This window comes from Methylocystis rosea, assembly GCF_003855495.1.
Taxonomy (GTDB): Bacteria; Pseudomonadota; Alphaproteobacteria; order Rhizobiales; family Beijerinckiaceae; genus Methylocystis; species Methylocystis rosea_A.
This window is the reverse complement of sequence record NZ_CP034086.1, coordinates 2,042,726-2,061,751: the sequence shown is the minus strand read 5'-3', so window position 1 is coordinate 2,061,751 and position 19,026 is coordinate 2,042,726. Positions and strand designations below refer to the sequence as shown.

13 protein-coding genes are annotated in these 19,026 nt (G+C 64.1%); 5 read left to right on the top strand and 8 right to left on the bottom strand.

The genetic code is table 11. The features are described 5' to 3' along the window. Positions 1 to 4 precede the first annotated feature (4 nt). Complete coding sequence (gene ptsP / locus EHO51_RS09990; protein ID WP_124738763.1) at positions 5 to 2,269, bottom strand: phosphoenolpyruvate--protein phosphotransferase; 2,265 nt, start codon at positions 2,267 to 2,269, stop codon at positions 5 to 7. Between the two features lie 319 nt (positions 2,270 to 2,588). On the opposite strand from ptsP, the gene EHO51_RS09985 reads away from it, so the two are divergent. The 3 genes from EHO51_RS09985 to ligA are packed head-to-tail and all read left to right on the top strand — an operon-like array spanning position 2,589 to position 8,192. Next, positions 2,589 to 5,456 carry an EAL domain-containing protein gene (locus EHO51_RS09985; RefSeq protein ID WP_124738762.1) on the top strand — a complete coding sequence of 956 codons (2,868 nt, stop codon included), beginning with the start codon at positions 2,589 to 2,591 and terminating at the stop codon, positions 5,454 to 5,456. 7 nt (positions 5,457 to 5,463) lie between these two features. Then, positions 5,464 to 6,057, top strand: a complete 594-nt coding sequence (locus tag EHO51_RS09980) for a 2-hydroxychromene-2-carboxylate isomerase (RefSeq protein WP_124738761.1) — start codon at positions 5,464 to 5,466, stop codon at positions 6,055 to 6,057. Positions 6,058 to 6,098: 41 nt separating this feature from the next. Beyond that, on the top strand, positions 6,099 to 8,192 hold the full coding sequence (ligA, locus tag EHO51_RS09975; protein ID WP_124738760.1) for an NAD-dependent DNA ligase LigA: 2,094 nt from the start codon (positions 6,099 to 6,101) through the stop codon (positions 8,190 to 8,192). 148 nt (positions 8,193 to 8,340) lie between these two features. Here ligA and EHO51_RS09970 read toward each other — a convergent pair whose 3' ends face one another. The 4 genes from EHO51_RS09970 to EHO51_RS09955 form a co-directional block, all read right to left on the bottom strand. Then, entirely contained in the window at positions 8,341 to 8,988 is a 648-nt protein-coding gene (locus tag EHO51_RS09970; protein ID WP_124738759.1) for a sterol desaturase family protein, read from the bottom strand. Between the two features lie 3 nt (positions 8,989 to 8,991). After that, positions 8,992 to 9,987, bottom strand: a complete 996-nt coding sequence (locus tag EHO51_RS09965) for a fatty acid desaturase (RefSeq protein ID WP_018408964.1) — start codon at positions 9,985 to 9,987, stop codon at positions 8,992 to 8,994. Next, the gene (locus tag EHO51_RS09960) at positions 9,984 to 11,198 is read right to left on the bottom strand and encodes a hypothetical protein (protein ID WP_124738758.1); all 1,215 of its coding nucleotides are present in this window, start codon (positions 11,196 to 11,198) and stop codon (positions 9,984 to 9,986) included. The genes EHO51_RS09965 and EHO51_RS09960 overlap by 4 nt, the downstream gene beginning before the upstream one ends. 61 nt (positions 11,199 to 11,259) lie before the next feature. After that, positions 11,260 to 12,498 carry an aminotransferase class I/II-fold pyridoxal phosphate-dependent enzyme gene (locus EHO51_RS09955; protein WP_124738757.1) on the bottom strand — a complete coding sequence of 413 codons (1,239 nt, stop codon included), beginning with the start codon at positions 12,496 to 12,498 and terminating at the stop codon, positions 11,260 to 11,262. A gap of 384 nt (positions 12,499 to 12,882) precedes the next feature. Here EHO51_RS09955 and ccmA point away from each other — a divergent pair, with 384 nt between their 5' ends. Both ccmA and ccmB read left to right on the top strand, forming a co-directional pair. Further along, positions 12,883 to 13,548, top strand: a complete 666-nt coding sequence (ccmA, locus tag EHO51_RS09950) for a heme ABC exporter ATP-binding protein CcmA (protein WP_124738756.1) — start codon at positions 12,883 to 12,885, stop codon at positions 13,546 to 13,548. Positions 13,549 to 13,723: 175 nt separating this feature from the next. Continuing rightward, positions 13,724 to 14,395, top strand: a complete 672-nt coding sequence (gene ccmB, locus EHO51_RS09945; RefSeq protein WP_124738755.1) for a heme exporter protein CcmB — start codon at positions 13,724 to 13,726, stop codon at positions 14,393 to 14,395. A gap of 9 nt (positions 14,396 to 14,404) precedes the next feature. Here ccmB and EHO51_RS09940 read toward each other — a convergent pair whose 3' ends face one another. The 3 genes from EHO51_RS09940 to EHO51_RS09930 form a co-directional block, all read right to left on the bottom strand. Continuing rightward, positions 14,405 to 14,845: a DUF1036 domain-containing protein gene (locus EHO51_RS09940; protein WP_018408959.1), complete on the bottom strand. Its 441-nt coding sequence runs from the start codon at positions 14,843 to 14,845 to the stop codon at positions 14,405 to 14,407. 365 nt (positions 14,846 to 15,210) lie between these two features. Beyond that, entirely contained in the window at positions 15,211 to 16,017 is an 807-nt protein-coding gene (locus EHO51_RS09935) for an enoyl-CoA hydratase (protein WP_124738754.1), read from the bottom strand. 244 nt (positions 16,018 to 16,261) lie between these two features. Further along, positions 16,262 to 18,667, bottom strand: a complete 2,406-nt coding sequence (locus EHO51_RS09930; RefSeq protein WP_124738753.1) for a penicillin-binding protein 1A — start codon at positions 18,665 to 18,667, stop codon at positions 16,262 to 16,264. Between the last annotated feature and the right edge of the window lie 359 nt (positions 18,668 to 19,026).

The window sequence follows — 19,026 nt, the reverse complement described above, 5'->3', positions numbered from 1 at the left end:
CTCGCTACAAGGGCACGCCGCGCGCAATCGCATAATCGCGCAATTGCTCGCGCACCGAAGCGCTGCCGTCGTCGGACGCGAGCAGCGAGGCGAGATACACCTGCGCCTCTTCGAGATTGAGATTGAGGATCATTGATTTGACCGGACCGATGGCGGACGCCGCCATCGACAGCGAGCGGTAGCCGATGCCGAGCAGCGCCAGCGCCTCGAGCGGGCGGCCGCCCATCTCGCCGCAGAGCGTCACCGGCGCGTTGTGCCGCGCGCCGGCCGTGACGATGCGCTCGAGCGCGCGCAGCACCGGCCGCGAGAGATTGTCGTAGCGCTTCGAAACGCGCGTGTTGTCGCGGTCGGCCGCGTACATGTATTGCACCAGATCGTTCGATCCGACCGACAGAAAATCCGCGCGCTCGGCGATAAGATCGATTTCCCACAGGAGCGACGGCACTTCCACCATCGCGCCGAGCTCCAATCGCGTCGGCGGCGGATGGCGATGATGCGTGATGTGGTCGAGCTCCCGCAGCGCGATCGCTTTCGCTGCGTCAAATTCGGCGACATTGGCGATCATCGGAAACATGATGCGCAGATCGCGATGGGCGCCTGCCTTCAGCATCGCGCGCAGCTGCATGCGCAAAAGCCCCGGCCTGTCGAGGCCGATGCGGATGGCGCGCCAACCGAGCGCCGGGTTCTCCTCTTCGATCTTCGCCATATAGGGAAGGATCTTGTCGGAGCCGATGTCGAGCGTGCGAAACGTGATCGGCTTATCCGGCGCGGCGTCGAGCACGGCTTTGTAGAAGCGATATTGCTCGTCCATGCGCGGAAAGCGCGGCGCGAGCATGAATTGCAACTCGGTGCGGAATAGTCCGATCGAATTCGCGCCGGTCTCATGCAGATGCGGCATGTCGATCGCCAGGCCGGCGTTCATCTGCAGCCCGATTTCGACGCCGTCCTTGGTGACCGCCGGCACATCGCGCAGCTTGGCGTATTGCTCCTGACGCCGCGCCCGCAGCCGCGCTTTTTCGGCATAAGCGCTCTGCACGTCGGGTTGCGGCCGGACATGCACTTCGCCGGTCGTGCCGTCGACGATGATCGGATCGCCGGTTTCGACGATGTCGATCAGGCCGGCGACGAGCCCCACGGTGGCGATGCCGAGCGCGCGCGCGACAATGGCGACGTGGCTCGTCGGCCCGCCTTCCTCCAGCACGAGGCCGCGCAGCCGCTTGCGGTCATAGTCGAGAAGCGCCGCCGGCCCCATGGTGCGCGCGACGATGATGGCGTTTTCCGGCACGCTGTCGCGATCGGCGACGTAGCTCTGACCGGTCAGCTGATGCAGCAGCCGGTTGGCGATATCGTCGAGATCGTGCAGGCGGTCGCGCAGATAGGGATCGGTCTGGCGCTGCATGCGGGCGCGCGCGTCGTTCTGAACGCGCTCGACCGCCGCCTCCGCCGTCAGCCCGGTCATCACCGCTTCGCGCAGGCGGCGCACCCAGCCGCGGTCATAGGCGACCATCCGCACGGTTTCGAGCACGTCGCGCGGCTCGCCGGCGGCGATGCGGTCGCTATGGGCGACGAGCTCGTCGATCGACTGGCGCATCGCGTCGATCGCATGTTCGAGCCTCGCGAGTTCAGAGGGCATGTCCTCGGCGACGAGCTGCTTGATGACGACGCGCGGCTCGTGCAGCAGCACATGGCCGAGGCCGACGCCTTCCGCCATCGGCGCGCCTCTCAGCGACGCCGGGCGATAAAGCGCGAGATCGCGCGGGTCTTCGATCGCCTGCAATTCGCCCGAAGCGATGAGCTCGGCGAGCAGCATCGCCGTCGTCTGCAGCGCCTCGATCTCTTCTTCAGAATAAACGCGGCGCACCTTGTTCTGCACGACGAGCACGCCGAGCGTGTTGCCGCCGCGCAGGATCGGCACGCCGAGGAAGGAGTGATAGGCGTCTTCGCCCGTCTCCGGCTTGTAGGAGAACGAGGGATGCTCCTGCGCCTCCGAAAGGGCGAGAGGCTCGGCGCTTTTGGCGATCAGGCCGACAAGTCCTTCGCCCGCGTGCATCGTGGTGAGATGCACGGCCTCGCGGTTAAGGCCCTCCGTGGCGTAAAGCTCCAAGCGCTGGTCGGCGCGCAGCACATAAACGGAACAAACCTCGGCGACCATATTCGCGGCGATCTGCACCACGATCTTGTCGAGCCGCGCCTGTGCGCTCACCGGTTCCGCGCTGATTTCGCGGAGTCGGCGCAGCAGAAGGCGAGGGCCGCCGAGAGCGCTTCGCATCCAATCCGTTCCCGTTTTCCCAGAATTTCGCGGGTGGGCACACCGCAAAAAAACCGCCATGCGCCTGCAGATAGCGACGGTGGCCTTCAAGCAGCGTATATTGGCGCCGTCCGCGCTCCGCAAGCGCGGCCAAGAAGCGCAGCGACGCAAGGAACATACCGTTATTGCAAAGCTTGGCGAATCGGCTTGCCGGCAGGGCTCGAAGCCTCTACCACTTTCCCATCAGAGTCTGGCGATGACAGCCCGCCCACGCGTTTGGCGCCCGGCATCGACCGCGCCAGGCGCGTTCTCCGAGCCTGCGGCATCGAGAAGAGAATTCGTGCGTCTGAAAAAATACCTGGTTGCGCTCTTTTTGTTCATCCTCTCGGCTCAGGCCGTCGCCATGGAGTCGGTGCGGGTGCCGCAGGGCGCGCGCGCGATCGATCTCACCAATGTCATCGAGAAACATTCCTCGCAGGGCGACCGGCTGCAGGTCTCGACCGCGCCTGGCTCGGACGGCATCGTCCGCCGTATCGAGGTCGGCGCCAAGGAGGCCGGCAGCCAGCCCAACTGGATCGTTTTCGCGCTCACCAACGACACGGATGAGCAGATCGAGCGCCTGATCGTCGCCCCGCATTACCGCCTGCAGGGCTCGGGCGTCATCTGGCCCGATCTCGGCTCGACGCGCATTTCGGCGATCACGGCCAGCCAGGGCTTTCCGCCCGAGGCCGAAGACGCCTCGGACGCCGACGTTTTCCGGCTGACGCTCGACCCCGGAACCACGGTCACCTATGTCGCGGAGCTGCGCACGCCGAACCTGCCGCAGCTCTATTTGTGGGAGCCAGCCGCCTATAAGGACAAGGTGACGAGCCTGACGCTCTATAAGGGCATCGTCATCGGCATCGCCGGCCTGCTCGCGCTGTTTCTGACCATCGTCTTCGTGGTGAAAGGCGCCGTGATTTTCCCGGCGGCGGCGGCGCTCGCCTGGGCGGTGCTGGCCTATGTGTGCATCGATTTCGGCTTTTGGGACAAGATTTTCGGCTTTGACGCCAACGCCAACCGCATCTGGCGCGCTGGGGCCGAAACGGTTCTGTCGGCGACGCTCGTCGTCTTCCTTTTCGCCTATCTGAACCTCAACCGCTGGCATGTGCGCGCCTGGCACGTCGCCGCCCTGTGGCTGCTGATCCTGTTGGACCTCGTCGGTCTTGCGGTGTTCGACGCGCCCGTCGCCGCTGGCGTTGCGCGCATCTCGCTGGCGACGGCCGCCGTCGTCGGATTCGTGCTGATTCTCTATCTCGCGTCGCACGGCTTCGATCGGGCCATCATGCTGATCCCGACCTGGTTCCTGCTGGCTGTGTGGGTGGCGACGGCCGGATTTGCGGTCGCCGGCTGGATCACCAACGATCTTGTCTCTCCCGCGCTTGTCGGCGGTCTGGTGCTCATCGTGATGCTGATCGGTTTCACGGTGATGCAAAACGCCTTCGCCGCCGGCGGGCTGTCGCACGGCGCCATCAGCGACGTCGAGCGCAAGGCCCTCGCGCTCACCGGCGCGAATGAGATCGTGTTCGACTGGGACGTTCCGTCGGACCACATCTATGTCAGCCCGGAGGCGGAAGCGGCGCTCGGACTCGACCGCGGCGGGCTCGAGGGCGCCGCCTCCTCCTGGCTCGATCTGCTGCATCCCTTCGAGCAGGACCGCTATCGCGCCTGTCTCGACGCCATTCTCGAGCAGCGGCGCGGCCGCATCAATCAGGACTTTCGCCTGCGCGCGGCGGACGGCCATTACCTCTGCTACCGGCTGCGGGCGCGGCCTGTCGTCGGTCCCGACGGCGAGGTGATCCGCGTCGTCGGCACGCTCAATGACGTCACCGACGAGCGCAACGCCCAGGAACGGCTGCTGCACGACGCCGTGCATGACAATCTGACGGGCCTGCCGAACCGCGAATTGTTCTTCGACCGGCTAGAGGCGGCCCTGATTCTCGCGCGCATGGAAAAGGACGTGCGCCCGACGATCCTCGTCATCGACATCGACCGCTTCAAGCTGATCAATGAGCAGGTCGGCATGGCCATGGGCGACAGCATTCTGCTCACCGTGGCGCATCGCCTGACGCGGCTGTTGCAGCCACAAGACACGCTGGCGCGACTTTCAGGCGATACATTCGCGATCATCCTCGTTTCGGAGTCGCACGCCGACCACGTCATCTCCATCGCCGATTCGGTGCGCCGCGCGCTGTCTATTCCGGTGCGCTTCACCGACCAGGAGATCGCGCTGTTCGCCTCGATCGGCATCGCGCTCTACGACCAGCAGACGCATCCCGGCGCCCGCGACATGCTGGAAGACGCCCAAATCGCGATGCGCCACGCCAAGCGCTCGGGCGGCAACCGCATCGAAGTGTTCCGCCCGGCCATGCGTGCGCAGCGCTCCGATCGCCTGACGCTCGAGGCCGATCTACGGCGGGCGCTGGAGCGGGGCGAGATCAAGGTTTTCTTCCAGCCGATCGTCAGGCTCGAGGATCGCACCATCGCCGGATTCGAGGCCTTGCTGCGGTGGGACCATCTGCGCTTGGGTCGGCTCGAGCCTTCCGAATTCTTGCCCATCGCCGAGCAGACGGGGCTGATCATCGACCTCGGACTTTTGGCGCTGGAGCGCACGGCGCGCGAACTCGCGGCCTGGCAACGCGCGCTTGCGGTCGATCCGCCGATTTTCGCCTCCGTCAATGTCTCGTCGCGTCAGCTCTTGCGCCACGACCTCCTGCGCGACGTCAAAAGCGTGTTGATGCGCAATGACATCGCCAAAGGCAGCCTCAAACTTGAACTGACCGAGAGTCTGGTGATGGAGAATCCCGAATATGCCGCGCAGATGCTGGCGCGCATCAGGGAACTCGGCGCGGGGCTGTCGCTCGACGATTTCGGCGCCGGCTATTCGTCGCTCGCCTATTTGCAGCGCTTCCCCTTCGACACGATCAAGATCGATCGTTCCTTCATCAAGCAGTCCGGCAAGGGCGCGCGCCCCATCATTCTGCGCTCGATCATCGCGCTGGCGCAGGATCTCGGCATGGACGTCGTCGCCGAGGGCGCGGAGACCGAGCAGGACGCCATCGAGCTTTATCAGCTCGGCTGCGGCTTCGCGCAGGGCTACGCCTTTGGGCGCCCGATCAGCGCGCGGGATGCGCGCCGCCTCGTCGGCGCCGCGCCGGAAGCGGCATAGGGCGAAGATGACGGAGAAAATCGAGTTCTGGTTCGAATTCGCGAGCACATATTCTTACGTCGCTGCGGAAGAGATCGAGGAAAAGGCCGCCGCCGCTCGCATCGAGGTGGCATGGCGACCCTTTCTTCTCGGGCCGATCTTCGCCGAGCAGGGCTGGCGGGATTCACCCTTTAATCTCTATCCAGCAAAAGGCGCCTACATGTGGCGCGACATCGAGCGTCTCTGCCAGAGCAAGGGCATCGCCTGGCGCCGGCCGAGCGCCTTTCCGCGCAACGGCCTTTTGGCCGCGCGCGTTGCAACCGCATTGGATGGGGCGGAGAAGCTTTCTGACTTCGTTCGGGCCGTTTATCGCGCCAATTTCTCCGATGACCTCGACATCTCGGACCCCTCCGTTCTGAAGGAAATCTTGCGGCGTCTCTCGCTCGATGGGGAGGCGACTCTTAACCGCGCCAATGACGAGTCCATAAAGCGATTGCTCAGAGCTCGCACGGATGAGGCCAAGAGTCGGGGCGTGTTCGGCGCGCCGAGCTTTTTTGCAAAAGAGGAACTATTCTGGGGTAGCGATCGATTAGAACTCGCTCTTTCAGCCTTGAAAGAATAAAGCGCCGCCCGGCGCGCCCTATCGACCGGATCGTCCAGCATATGGCCAAGTCGCCTCCCGAGCCTTCCCTTTCCGAAGCGCGCGCCGAACATGCGCGGCTGCATGAAGAACTCACGGCGCACGATCGGCGCTATTACCGGGAAGACGCGCCGACGATCTCGGACGCCGACTATGACGCGCTGCGCCGTCGTTACGAGGAATTGGAAAAGGCTTGCCCCGAACTCGCGACCCCGCAGTCGCTGACGAAGACGGTCGGCGCCAAGCCGTCTGAAAAATTCGCCAAAGTGAAGCACGCCGTGCCGATGCTCTCGCTCGGCAACGTCTTCTCGGACGAAGAGGTCCTGGAATTCGTCGCGCGCGTGCGCCGATTTCTTGGCCTGGGTGAAAGCCCGCTGCGCTTCACCTTTGAGCCGAAGATCGACGGGCTGTCCTGTTCGCTGCGCTACGAGAAAGGCCATCTCGTGCAGGCGGCGACGCGTGGCGACGGCTATGAGGGCGAAGACGTCACCGCCAATGTCCGAACCATCGACGAAATCCCGCAACGGCTACGCGGCGATCATTCCGACGTTTTTGAAGTGCGCGGCGAAGTCTATATGACGCACAAGGATTTCGCCGCGCTCAATGCACGGCAGAAGGACGCGGGCAAAACGCTCTTCGCCAATCCGCGCAACGCCGCCGCCGGTTCCCTGCGGCAGCTCGATCAAAAGATCACCGCATCCCGTCCGCTGCATTTCTTCGCCTATGGGTGGGGCGAGACGAGCGCGCTGCCTGCGAATACGCAACTGGGCGTGCTTGAGGCGCTGCGCCGTTACGGGTTGCCGGTCAATCCGCTGACGACGCTCTGCGAGGACGCGGAAGACATGCTGGCGCATTACCGTTCGATCGAAACGCAACGCGCGACGCTCGGCTATGACATCGACGGCGTTGTTTACAAGGTCGACGACATCGTGCTGCAGGAGCGGCTTGGATTTGTCTCGCGCGCGCCGCGCTGGGCCGTCGCGCGCAAGTTCCCTGCCGAACGCGCCACGACAATTTTGCGCGATATCGAGATTCAGGTGGGGCGCACGGGCGCCTTAACGCCGGTCGCGAGGCTCGAGCCGGTGACGGTCGGCGGCGTCGTCGTGCAGAACGCCACGCTGCACAACGAAGACGAGATCGCACGCAAGGATATTCGCATCGGCGACACCGTCGTCGTGCAGCGCGCCGGCGACGTCATTCCGCAGATTGTCGAAGTGGTGAAGGAGCAGCGTCCGCACGGCGCGAAGCCCTATCAGTTTCCCCATGTCTGCCCGCGCTGCGGCTCGGCGGCGCTGCGCGAAATCGACGAAAAGACCGGCGAGGCCGACGTCGTGCGCCGCTGCACCGGATCGCTTGTTTGTCCGGCGCAGGCGATCGAGCGCCTAAAGCATTTCGCCTCGCGCAACGCCATGGACATTGAAGGTCTCGGCGACAAGCAGATCGAATTTTTCTACGATGAAGGGCTCATCAAAACCGCTTCCGACATTTTTGCGCTTGCCGAGCGCGAAGCGCAGATGTCGCCGCGACTCGCGGAACGCGAGGGCTATGGCGAGACCTCGGTGCGCAACCTCTTTGCGGCGATCGAGGCGCGGCGAAGGGCGCCGATCAATCGCTTCATCTTTGCGCTTGGCGTGCGCCACGTGGGCGAGACCAATGCGCGCCGGCTGGCCCGCCATTTCGGCGACTTCGAGTCGTTGCGCGAGACGGCGCGCGATGCGGCGTTGGGGAGCGAAGCGCGCGCCCGCATCGATTCGATCGACGGCGTCGGCCCTGCTGTCGCCGAAGCGCTGCACGATTTTTTCGCCGAGCCGCATAATGAGCGCGAACTCGACGCGCTGCTCAAACAAATCACGCTGGAGCCGATGCCGGCGGTGGCGTCCACGTCGCCCGTCTCCGGCAAGACGGTGGTGTTCACCGGCGCGCTAGAGCGGCTCACGCGCGACGAAGCGAAGGCGCAGGCCGAGCGTTTCGGCGCGCATGTCGCGGCGTCGGTGTCGAAGAAAACCGATCTTGTGGTCGCCGGTCCCGGCGCGGGCTCGAAGCTCAAAAAGGCTGCGGAGTTGGGGATCGAAGTGATTACCGAAGACGAGTGGTTTAAGCGGACGGGGCAGGGGTAAAATTCAGCGCTCGCCGCAGTTAGGGCGTTTCCCTCCCCTCGACGGGGAGGGTGGCTTGCGAAGCAAGCCGGGTGGGGTGAATTCTATTACCCCCACCCGATCGCCTTTGGCGATCGACCTCCCCGCAAGGGGGAGGTAGTGCGCGCCCTCACACCGCGCGCGTGCCGGGCGTCTCGTCCTTGCGATAGGCGGTGCCGAACACATAGTCCCACCAGATCGCGTGAACGCCGAAGCCTTTCTCGGCGTCGCGGAAATGATGCAGCATGTGCAGGCGCTTCACCATGCGGGCGAAGTCGGATTTCGGCTGCCCGTGATGCGTCCAGTAGTGCACGCAATCATAGATCACATAGCCGGTGATGAAGCCGGCCAGCGCCGGCCACGCGAATGTTGGGCCAAAAATCAGGCGGGCGCAGACGAGCGCGATCAGCATGATCGGCGCCGAGAGCAGCGGCGGCATGACGAGCCGCAGCGGGTCGTTGGGATAGATGTGATGCACGCCGTGGATAAGGAACTGGAAGCGCGGTCCAAGCCCGAACGGCAGCGCGAACACGGTGTGGAAGAGATAGCGATGGCCGAAATATTCGGTCAGCGTCCAGCCGAGATAGCCGACGACAAGACCCAATAAGACGAGCGTCAGACTGTTGAAGGTGAGCGAATAGAACACCAGGCCGAGAGTGATCGGGCAATAGACGATCACCGGCGTCAAATGGTGCACGCGCGACAGCTTATCGAGAAGATCGCTCTCGAAGAGGCGGGGCGAAGCGTCGAGCGCTTCCGTTCTTACGTCCTGCGTCATGACTTACTCCGCCGGCGCGACGACAGGCGCTACGCGCTCCGCCGCCTGCGTGACATTTTCCGACCGCGTGCCGAGTGAATAGGTCGGATCGAAAATGAAGGTGACGAGCAGCGCCGTCCAGGAGCGATGGCATCGCAGATCATCGTAGAACTCCGGGGCCATCGCCTTCAGCTGAGGCAATCGGTTCCACGGGATCTCGTGAAAGTCGTGGTGTTCGTTGTGATAGCCGATGTTGAGCGCGAGCGTGTTGAGCGGCCCGTAATAGTCGAACGTTCCCTGATCGGGGCCGAAGGCGAAATGCTCCTGCAGCCAGCGCGCGCTCAACGGATGCATGCCTCCGACCGAAAACCAGAAGGAAAAGAAAAGATAGAGCAGCGCGTTCGGCCCAAAGGCCCAGAGCACGAAAAGATCGAAAACGGCGATGACGGCGATATTGACGTAGGTCCAGGTTCCCCAGATCGGCACCGTGCCTTTCAGGCGCGACAGGCGCGCAAGCTGAATGACCGGGAAGAAGAAGATCCAAGCGGCCTTGCGCCATCCGCTGTTGCCGACCCATTCGACCTCCCAGCGGCTCGGAATGTCGGCGTCATAGTCATAGGCCGAGAGATGCGAATGATGCTTGATGTGGTAGCAGCGAAAGCCCATCGCCGTCGGAAAGGCGTTGGGAAGATCGGCGAGGATCGCCGTCCATTTATTGGCGAGCGGGCTCTCGAAAACGCAATTGTGGATCGCGTCGTGGATGATGACGAAATTGGCGTGATTGGCGAAGGCGCCGACGCAGATCGCCATCAAGAGCGACAGCCACCAGTAAGAAAGGCCGAGCGAACCCAAGATCGCGGCGATGACAAACTGCCCGACGAAAATCGCCGCCGTGATCTTGAAGGTCACCGGGTCCTTGCCGAAAAGTTCGCGCACTTGCGGATATTTTTCGAGGATCAGCTTGCGCCGTTCGACATGCGAGCGGTCGGCGCCATTGGCGGTGACGGATATGCCGTTCATGACGTTGCATCCTGTAGCTGAGTTGCCGTGACGCCGTCGCGCATACGCATCGCCTCGTCGCCGCCGCCGACCGTGAGGCGCTTTTCATAAATGCGATGAATTTTGTCGACCTTGCCGCCGAACATTTCGATCGGCCGGCGCATGTCGGCGTTGCTTTCCAACACCCATCCCGCTTCGAGATGCGGAACGCGGATTTTCGCGTGGCGCCGCCGCATCTCTTCGACCAGCGACAGGAAGATCGCGCCGCCGGTCGCGCTTCTTTGCAGCGTCTTGCGCGTGCCAAGCAGCAACAGCCGCGCCGATTTGAACTGATGCGAGCGGAACCGCTGAAACGCGCGCGCCCAGCCGAAGGGGAACAGGCGGCCGTCGAGATCGGCGAGAATTTCGTTGAGATTGGGAAGCGCGATCGCAAAGGACTGCGGAACGCCGTCGAGCTCGACGACGATGCCGAAATCCGCCGGCACGAGATATTGCAGCGCGTCGGCGTCGGAGTCGAATTCTTCCTTGGTGAAGGGCACGAAACCCCAATTTCCGCTCCAGCCGTCGTTGAACAGCTCGGCCATCAGCGCGGTTTCGCCCTGCTTCAAGGCCTTCATGTTCAACGGCCGGAGTTTCAAGCGATCGCGCCACTCGCGCCGCGTTGAAATGCGCGCCGGCTTGTCGCTCTCGTCGCTCGAAATGTCGAAGCGGTAGGACAGGAGGTCCTGCGCCTTCTCGTAGCCCAGCGCCTCGAGATGGCGCGAGAGATAGGGCGGATGCCAGGGCATGAAGAACATCGGCGTGGCGTCGAAGCCATCGACAAGAAGTCCGCACTCCTTGTTGACCGAGGGCGAGAACGGTCCGTTGATCCGCGCCGCGCCCTTGGCGCGCAACCAGTCCTCGGCGGCCAGGGTCAGCGCGCGCACGACCTCGACGTCGTCGATTGCGTCGAGCGCGCCGAATTGCGCATTGGAGGCGCCGACCGGCGTGACGCCGGGCTTATAGATCTGCGCCATGACGCGGCCGACCCATTGGCCGTCACGTCGGGCGAGAAATTTCTGCTCCTCGACGAGCTTGTAATGCGGGTTGAGCTTATGCGCGAAGACGCTCCAGCGCTCGAGGTCGAGCGGGGGCGCGAAGCCCTCCGCGCCGGCATAAAGCAGCCGTGGGAGCCTGCAGAAGGTCGCAAAGCGCAAAGGGCCGTCGACCGGAAGAATCTCGATCCGCGCCATATGCAAGTCCTAGCGGCCGCTGGCCTTAATCGAAAGCGTCAAAGTGACGCGGGAGTCAGCGCTAGCCGCCCGCCATCGCCGCGGCGACGATCTGATGCGCCTCTTCCGTCACCGGCGGCATGTCGCGCAGCATCTGGATGACGCCGCGGATTTCCGCTTCGCTGTGGTTCGCCGAGAAGAAGAAGCGCAGCCGCGGCCCGTCCTTCGGCACGCCGATGCGCACGACCGGCGGCACGTAATAGCCGTTCTCCAGCAGATGCTGCGACGCCCACATCGTTTCGACGTCGCTCGAGAACAGGATCGGCACGACGCCGCGGCCGATCGCCGGGCCGGTCGAGAATCCCGCTTCATGCGCCACGGTGCGGAAGAGCTCGGCGTTGTCGGCGAGTTTGGCGATGCGCCAGGTCTCTTCCTGCATCAGCCGCAGAGCGGTGCGCGCGGCGGCGAGAATGACGGGCGACAGGCCGACGCTGTAGACGAAGCCCGGCAGCGTATAGCGAAACCAGTCGATGACCTGCTTCTTGCCGCAGACATAGCCGCCGCAGGACGCCAGCGTCTTCGACATGGTGCCGACGATGAGATCGATGCGCGCCGGATCGACGTCCTGATGTTCGGCGAGGCCGCGGCCCGTCGCGCCGAGCACGCCGAGAGAATGCGCCTCATCGACAAGCAGCCAGACCTTGTATTTTTCCTTGATGGCGAGGAGCCGCGGCAGGTCGGCGGTGTCGCCGTCCATGCTGTAGACGCCCTCCACCACGATCAGGACGTTGCGGTATTCCTCGCGATGACGCGCGAGCAGATGGTCGAGATGATCCAAGTCGTTGTGGCGGAATTTGACGACCTGCGCCGGCGCGCCGTCGGCGCCCGCGACGATGCTGTTATGCGCGAGTTCGTCGATGAAGATCGCATCGCGCTTGCCGCTCATCAGCCAGGCGATCGTCGTCACATTGGAGAGATAGCCGGAGACGAGCGTCAGCGCGCTTTCCATGCCAAGGAATTCGGCGATCTCCGCCTCGAACGGCTTGTGCGTGGTGCGTTCGCCGCCAACAAGCCGCGAGGCCAGCGCGCCGATGCCGAGGCCGTCGATCTCGCGCTTTGCTTCCTCGCGGATCCGCGGGTGATTCGCGAGCCCGAGATAATCGTAATTGGCGAAGCTGACGAAATGCTTGCCCTGCGCCTCGAATTCGGCCCGCAGCCTGTCGATCTGGGCGAAGAACGGGTCGCTGAACTCCAGCAAGGCGTTGCCAGCAAAACGGAATCGCCTTGCCGCGTAATCCTCTAAGCTCTTATGCTTCGTCACTTACTGGGCAATCCCTGAATAACGGGCGCGCCGCGCGCGATTAGCGAGAACTTGGGCCGCTGAGCGTCCAAGAAAGGGTCTGCGCTGCTTAGCATTCCCGTCCCGTCTGCGCCAGCGGCGCGGACGGGGGCAGGGGGCGGGCGATCGGGTGAAGAATTGTTTTCCTCACCCTCATCCTGAGGAGCCGCCGCAGGCGGCGTCTCGAAGGACGAGGGTGAGGAGAAATACGTGAAAACGGGCTTCCTCGTCCTTCGAGACGCGTGCTGCGCACGCTCCTCAGGATGAGGAAGCCGTTCACCCGATCGCCCTGCGGGACCAGGGCGGGGCGCTTGAGGCGCGAGCCCCTGTCTGGCGGAGTCGATCGCAAAGCTCTATGCGGAGCGCATGTCGATCGATGTGTCCCAGCCCGTTCAGCCGCCCGTCGATGGCGCTTTACGTCTTTACGTCGATAATCTCGGCGTTTTGCGCGGGGGCAGGCGCGTGCTCGATCACCTGAGCTTTTCGCTTTCCGCCGGGCAGGCGCTGATCGTGACGGGTCCCAACGGCGCCGGGAAATCGACGCTGCTGCGGGCCTTGGCGGGACTGCTGCCGCGCGCCGGAGGCTCGATCGCTCTCGAAGGCGGGCCGAGCGACGTCGAACTGCCGCAGCAGGCGCATTACCTTGCCCATAGCGACGGGATGAAGGCGGCGCTAAGCGTCGAGGAGAACCTCGATTTCTGGTCGCGCTATCTCACTCAAGGGCCGGACGCGCGCAGCCGCACAGTCGGCGCGGCGCTCGCGGTCGTCGGTCTCTCCCATGTCGCGGCCGCGCCGTTTGGCGTTCTCTCGGCGGGTCAGAAACGGCGCGCCGCGCTGGCGCGCCTCCTCGTCGCCTTTCGGCCGCTCTGGCTGCTCGACGAGCCGCTGACGGCGCTCGACCGCGCCTCACGCGAAAAATTCGCGCTCGCCATGCGCGATCATTGCGCGCTCGGCGGATTGATCGTCGCCGCGACGCATGAGCCGCTGGGATTGAACGAAGCAAAGGAATTGCCGCTAGGGAGCGCGGGATAATGCTGCGTTGCTCTCCGTGGCTCCTTGCCCTCGCCCCTCGCCTTACCTCTCCCCGCCAGCGGGGAGAGGGGTCATCAGCGCCGCGCTTGCCGCCCCCTCTCCCCGCGAGAGCGGGGAGAGGTGAGGTGAGGGGCCGGGGGATTGGCGCGAACGCCATAAAAGCCTGGAGTCTAGAGTGAGCTCTCCGCTCGTCGCGCTTTTCCTGCGCGAATGGCGCGTCGCGCGCCGCATCGGCGGCTCCGGCGCGATGGGCGTCGTCTTCTTCCTGACGCTCGTCGCGATCGTGCCTTTCGCCGTCGGGCCCGATCCCAATCTCCTCGCCCGCATCGGACCGGCGATCCTGTGGATCGCGGCGCTGCTGGCGACGCTGCTCTGTCTCGATCGCCTGTTTCAGGCCGACGCCGAGGATGGCTCCCTCGATCTCTTCCATCTTTCCGAGACGCCGCTCGAATTGGCGGTGCTCGTCAAATGCGCGGCGCATTGGGCGGCGACCGGCCTGCCGCTCGTGATCGCCGCGCCGTTTCTGGGACTGATGCTGCAACAGGAGGCCATGGCGCTTCTCGGCGTCGTCGCGACGCTGCTTGTCGGCACGCCGGCGCTCACGCTGATCGGCGCCATTGGCGCGGCGGCGACCGTGACCGTGCGGCGCGGCGGCCTGCTTATGGCGCTGCTCGTCCTGCCGCTGACGATCCCGGTGCTGATCTTCGGCGTCTCCGCCGCGGAGGCGGCGAGCGGCGGAACCGTGCCCTTCTACGCGCCCTTCGCGATCCTATGCGCGATCACGCTCGCCGCTCTCGCGCTTTGCCCCTTCGCGGCCGCCGCGGCGCTGCGCTATCTCGGCGAATAGGTCGCGACTTCAATCAATGCACACGCGACCGCTGCTCGAGCGGCCGGTGAGGCTGTGCGTATGATTGCCGCTGCCGCTCGTCACATGAACGAAGTTCTTCATCTGGCCACGTCGTCCAAACACGCAGCGCTTGGCGTTGCCGATCTTGAATGCGCCCGGGGTCGTGCAAAAAGCCGAGTCGCCGCGCCATTCCCTGCCGGCGCCATGGGCGTAGAAAAAGTAATTGTGCGGATCGGACGTCTCGCTGCGAAGGACGACTCTTTCGCAGCCGCCGCAGGCGCGAAGCTTCCACCATCCCTCTGAGGTGAATCCGCCGCTCGGGCTCACCCAAGCGGACGCAACGGTGACTTGATCGGGCGTTCTGTTGCAGACGGTTAAATCCGCCTTCGCGGGCGGCGCAAAAGCGCAGGATGCGACGGCGAGCGCGATCGAAAGACGAAAAGCATTCATTTCACTCTCCTAAAAATGAGTTCTAAAAAAACTCGCGATAAGTCATTGACGCCCGCCAAAGCAGCTGAGCGTGTTTCGCGGCGGCGCTCGATGATCAGCCTGCGCGCGCCGGGAAGGCGGCGAGCGTGAAGGCGATCGCGAGCGCAAGGAGCAGCGCCAGATGCAGGGCGCGATTGCGCAATCTGGACATTTTTCTCTTCCTTCAAAAATGACGCGCCGTGCCAAACAGGCTAGGTGCGGCGAACATCATTTAAGATCGAAACAGCGTGCGGCGCCTCGTCCGGTTAGCTGAGAGAGGCGCAAGAAAGATCAGCGTCGGCGCAGCCGAGAGCGGCGCGACTTTTAGCAGCGTATAAGGCCGGTTCTCACTTTTCGGCCCATGCGGGCGCACGCTTCTCCAGAAACGCCGCGACGCCCTCCTTGGCGTCTTCCGCCAGCATGTTCTCGACCATCACGGCGCTCGCCAGTTCATAGGCGTCCGAAAGCGGCTTCTCGCTCTGCGCATAGAAGGCCCTCTTTCCGAAGCGGATCGCCTGCGGGGATTTTTGCGCGACGAGTCGCGCCAGCGCCAGCGCGCCGGTCCGGGCGCCATCGGCTGACATGCGGTTGACGAGGCCGATGCGCAGCGCCTCCTCGGCGTTGATGGGAACGCCCGTGAGCAGCATCTCCATCGCCTGCTTTGGAGCCACATTGCGCGAGAGCGCCACGGCCGGCGTCGAGCAGAAAAGGCCGATGTTAACGCCCGGCGTGCAGAAGCGCGCGCGCGGGCCGGCGACGGCGAGATCGCAACTCGCGACGAGCTGGCAGCCCGCGGCCGTCGCCATCTCATCGACAGCGGCGACGACCGGCTGAGGCAGCGTCACGATTTTCTGCATTAGCGCCGAGCAGGCGCGCATCGTCTTATCGAAGAAGGCGCGGCCTCGGTCGGGATCGTTGCGATGCGCCGTCAGCTCCTTGAGGTCATGACCGGCGCAGAAGGCGGGGCCTTCCGCCTGCAGCACGACGACGCGAACGTCGTTGCTGCCGGCAAGCGCGTCGAGCCGGCCCGAGAGGGCGTCGATCATCGCGAGAGACAGAGCGTTGCGCGAGGCGGGGCTGTTCAGCGTCAGGATCGCCACGCCAGCCGCAGTCTCCAGCGTCACGCGCGCGGTTGTTTCGGCGTCCAGGGTCATCGCTTCGAGCATATAAGCCCGGCGGCGGGAAACCAAAGGTGTCCGGCCGCCGTGCGCAGGGGAATCGGGTGAAGGGGTTCCTCATCCTGAGGAGGCCTCGAAGAGGCCGTCTCGAAGGACGAGGAAACCCGCTTTCACGTATTTTTTCCTCACCCTCGTCCTTCGAGACGCCGCCTACGGCGGCTCCTCAGGATGAGGTGAGGAAAAACATTCTTTACCCGATCGCTCGGCCGCTGCGTTCGATTTAGTAGAGGCCGCCGGTGCCGCTGCCGACCTGCTGATCCACGTCATGCGGCGTATCGAGCTGACGCGGGCCGCCGCCGCCGGAGTAGGAGTCGGGCGGCGCCGTTCCCGGCTTGAACGCCTCGAGAATCGTGCCGGCTCCCGACGAACGCAGCCCGGAGTGCACGTCGATGGAAATGAGCTTGATCCCCGGCGGCACACGGAACGGCGTATCGGGCTTGTCCTTCAGAGCCACGGTCATGAAGTCGCGGAAGATCGGCGCGGCGAACTGCGCGGCCTGGGCGTGGCTGCCGAGCGAGCGCGGCCGATCGTAGCCGATGAAGACGCCAACCGCGAGGTCAGGCGAGAAGCCGACGAACCAAAGATCTTTTGCGTCGTTTGTCGTGCCGGTCTTGCCGGCAAGGTGCTTGCCGACCGATCTGATCGAGACGCCGGTGCCGCGCTGGATCACGCCTTCCATGATCGAGGTGATCTGATAGGCGGTGAGCGGATCGAGCACCTGTTCGCGCTTGTCGATCAGTTTCGGTTCGAGCTGATTCTCCCATTTGGCGGAGTCGCAGCCGATGCATTGACGCTCGTCATGTCGGTAGACCGTCTTGCCCCAGCGATCCTGAATGCGGTCAATCAGCGTGGGCTTGATGCGCTTGCCGCCATTCGCCAGCATCGAATAGCCGGTGACCATGCGGAGCAGCGTCGTTTCGCCGGCGCCGAGCGCCATGGACAGATAGGGCGTCATCTCGTCGTAGACGCCAAAGCGCTTGGCGTATTCGGCGATGAGCGGCATGCCGACGTCTTTCGCCAGACGCACCGTCATCATGTTCTTGGAATGCTCGATTCCGTAGCGCAACGGATGCGCGCCGGTGCCGTGGCCGCCTTCGAAATTCTCGGGCGTCCAATAGGTGCCGTCCGCCTGCTGGATGGAAATCGGCTCGTCGAGGATGGACGACGACGGCGTATAGCCATTGTCGAGCGCCGTCGCATAGACGAAGGGCTTGAACGAGGAGCCGGGCTGGCGCAACGCCTGAGTCGCGCGATTGAATGACGACTGGTCGAAGGAAAAGCCGCCGACCATGGAGAAGACGCGGCCCGTATGCGGGTCCATGGCCACCATTGCGCCGGAGATGTCGGGGATCTGGCGCAGACGATATTGGCCGGCGCGTCCCGCGAGCGGTTCGACGTAGATCACGTCGCCCGTCGTCAAGGCCGTTCGCGGCGTGCGGCCGCTCCAGCGCATGCCTTCGGCCGTGAGAAGGCCGGTCTCGCGTTCGCGCGCCACTTCGCCGAATTTCTCGCGTCCCGGCTGAAGGCCGATGCGCGCGGCGTCGCCGGTCACATCCAGCACGACGGCGAGGCGCCATGGCTTGACGTCGCCAAGCGCGGGAATGGCCGCGAGCGTCACGCCCCAGTCGGAAGAGATGTCGATGTGGTTCATCGCGCCGCGGAAGCCATGCGCCTCGTCGTAGCGAACGAGGCCGTCGGCCAACGCCTTTCGCGTGAGGGCCTGCATCTTGGGGTCGAGCGTCGTGCGAACCGACAGCCCGCCTTCATAGAGCTTCTTCTCGCTTTGTTGCTCCAGCAACTGACGGCGCACTTCCTCGGCGAAATAGCCCGCGACATAAGTGTTGGGCGAGAGAACGCGCGGATTGACGCCAAGCGGCTCGGCTTTCGCCTTCGCGCCTTCGTCGGCGGTCACATAGCCGTCGGCGATCAGTCGATCGATCACGTAGTTGCGGCGCTCGATGGCGCGCTCGCGGTTCTGGAACGGATGATAATTGCTCGGCGCCTTGGGAAGCGCGGCGAGATAGGCCGCCTCGGCGAGCGTGAGCTCATTGACCGATTTGTTGAAGTAGTTGAGCGCCGCGGCGGCGACGCCGTAGTTTCCAAGGCCGAGATAGATCTCGTTGAGATAAAGCTCGAGAATCTTGTCCTTGGGATAGGCCGCTTCGATGCGGAAGGCGACGAGCGCTTCGCGAATCTTGCGTTCGATCGAGCGCTCGTTGCCGACGAGGAAGTTCTTGGCGACCTGCTGCGTGATGGTCGAGGCGCCTTGCACATGGCGGCCGCCCTGGGCGAGCACCGTTACGGCGCGCATCACGCCTTCCGGATCGATGCCGACGTGGTTGTAGAAATTCTTGTCTTCGGCGGAGATGAACGCCTGTTTCACCAGCTGCGGAATGGCGGAACTCGGCAGGAACAGGCGGCGTTCATGTGAATATTCGGCGAGGATCGACCCGTCGCCGGCGTGCAGCCTTGTCGTCACTGGCGGCTCGTAGTCGCGCAACTGGGCTGTGTCGGGCAGATCCTTGGAAAAATAATAGATCAGCCCGGACCCGGCGATCGCTCCGATGAGGAAAACGATCGTCGCGGTCGCGAAGACGAAGCCCAAAAACCTTGCGAGCATTCGCATGAAATATCACCCTTAGAGCGGCCGGCGGCTGGCGTCGGCTATTGTTTCAATGCCAAAGTCCGTGTCGCAACCGCGGGAGCCTGAGCCTGGTTGGCGCGAGAGCGACTCGTTCAGCTCAGATATAGTGAGCGATCGCACTATTTGGGTCGCTTTCTTTCACAACGCCCGTTTGGATCATTCCACCGTTCGGCGAATTCCCGGCGCCGGCTCGCGGCGCCTTTGACTGCGAACGCCGCCGGTCACGAAATTGCCGCGACGCGAGAAGCGTTTATCCGCAAGTGTGTGACGCCGCGTCTGCGTTTCTCGTTCTTCAGCGGCTGCGACGCGCGGGCGATCGTGCGTCGCGACTGTCTCCATGT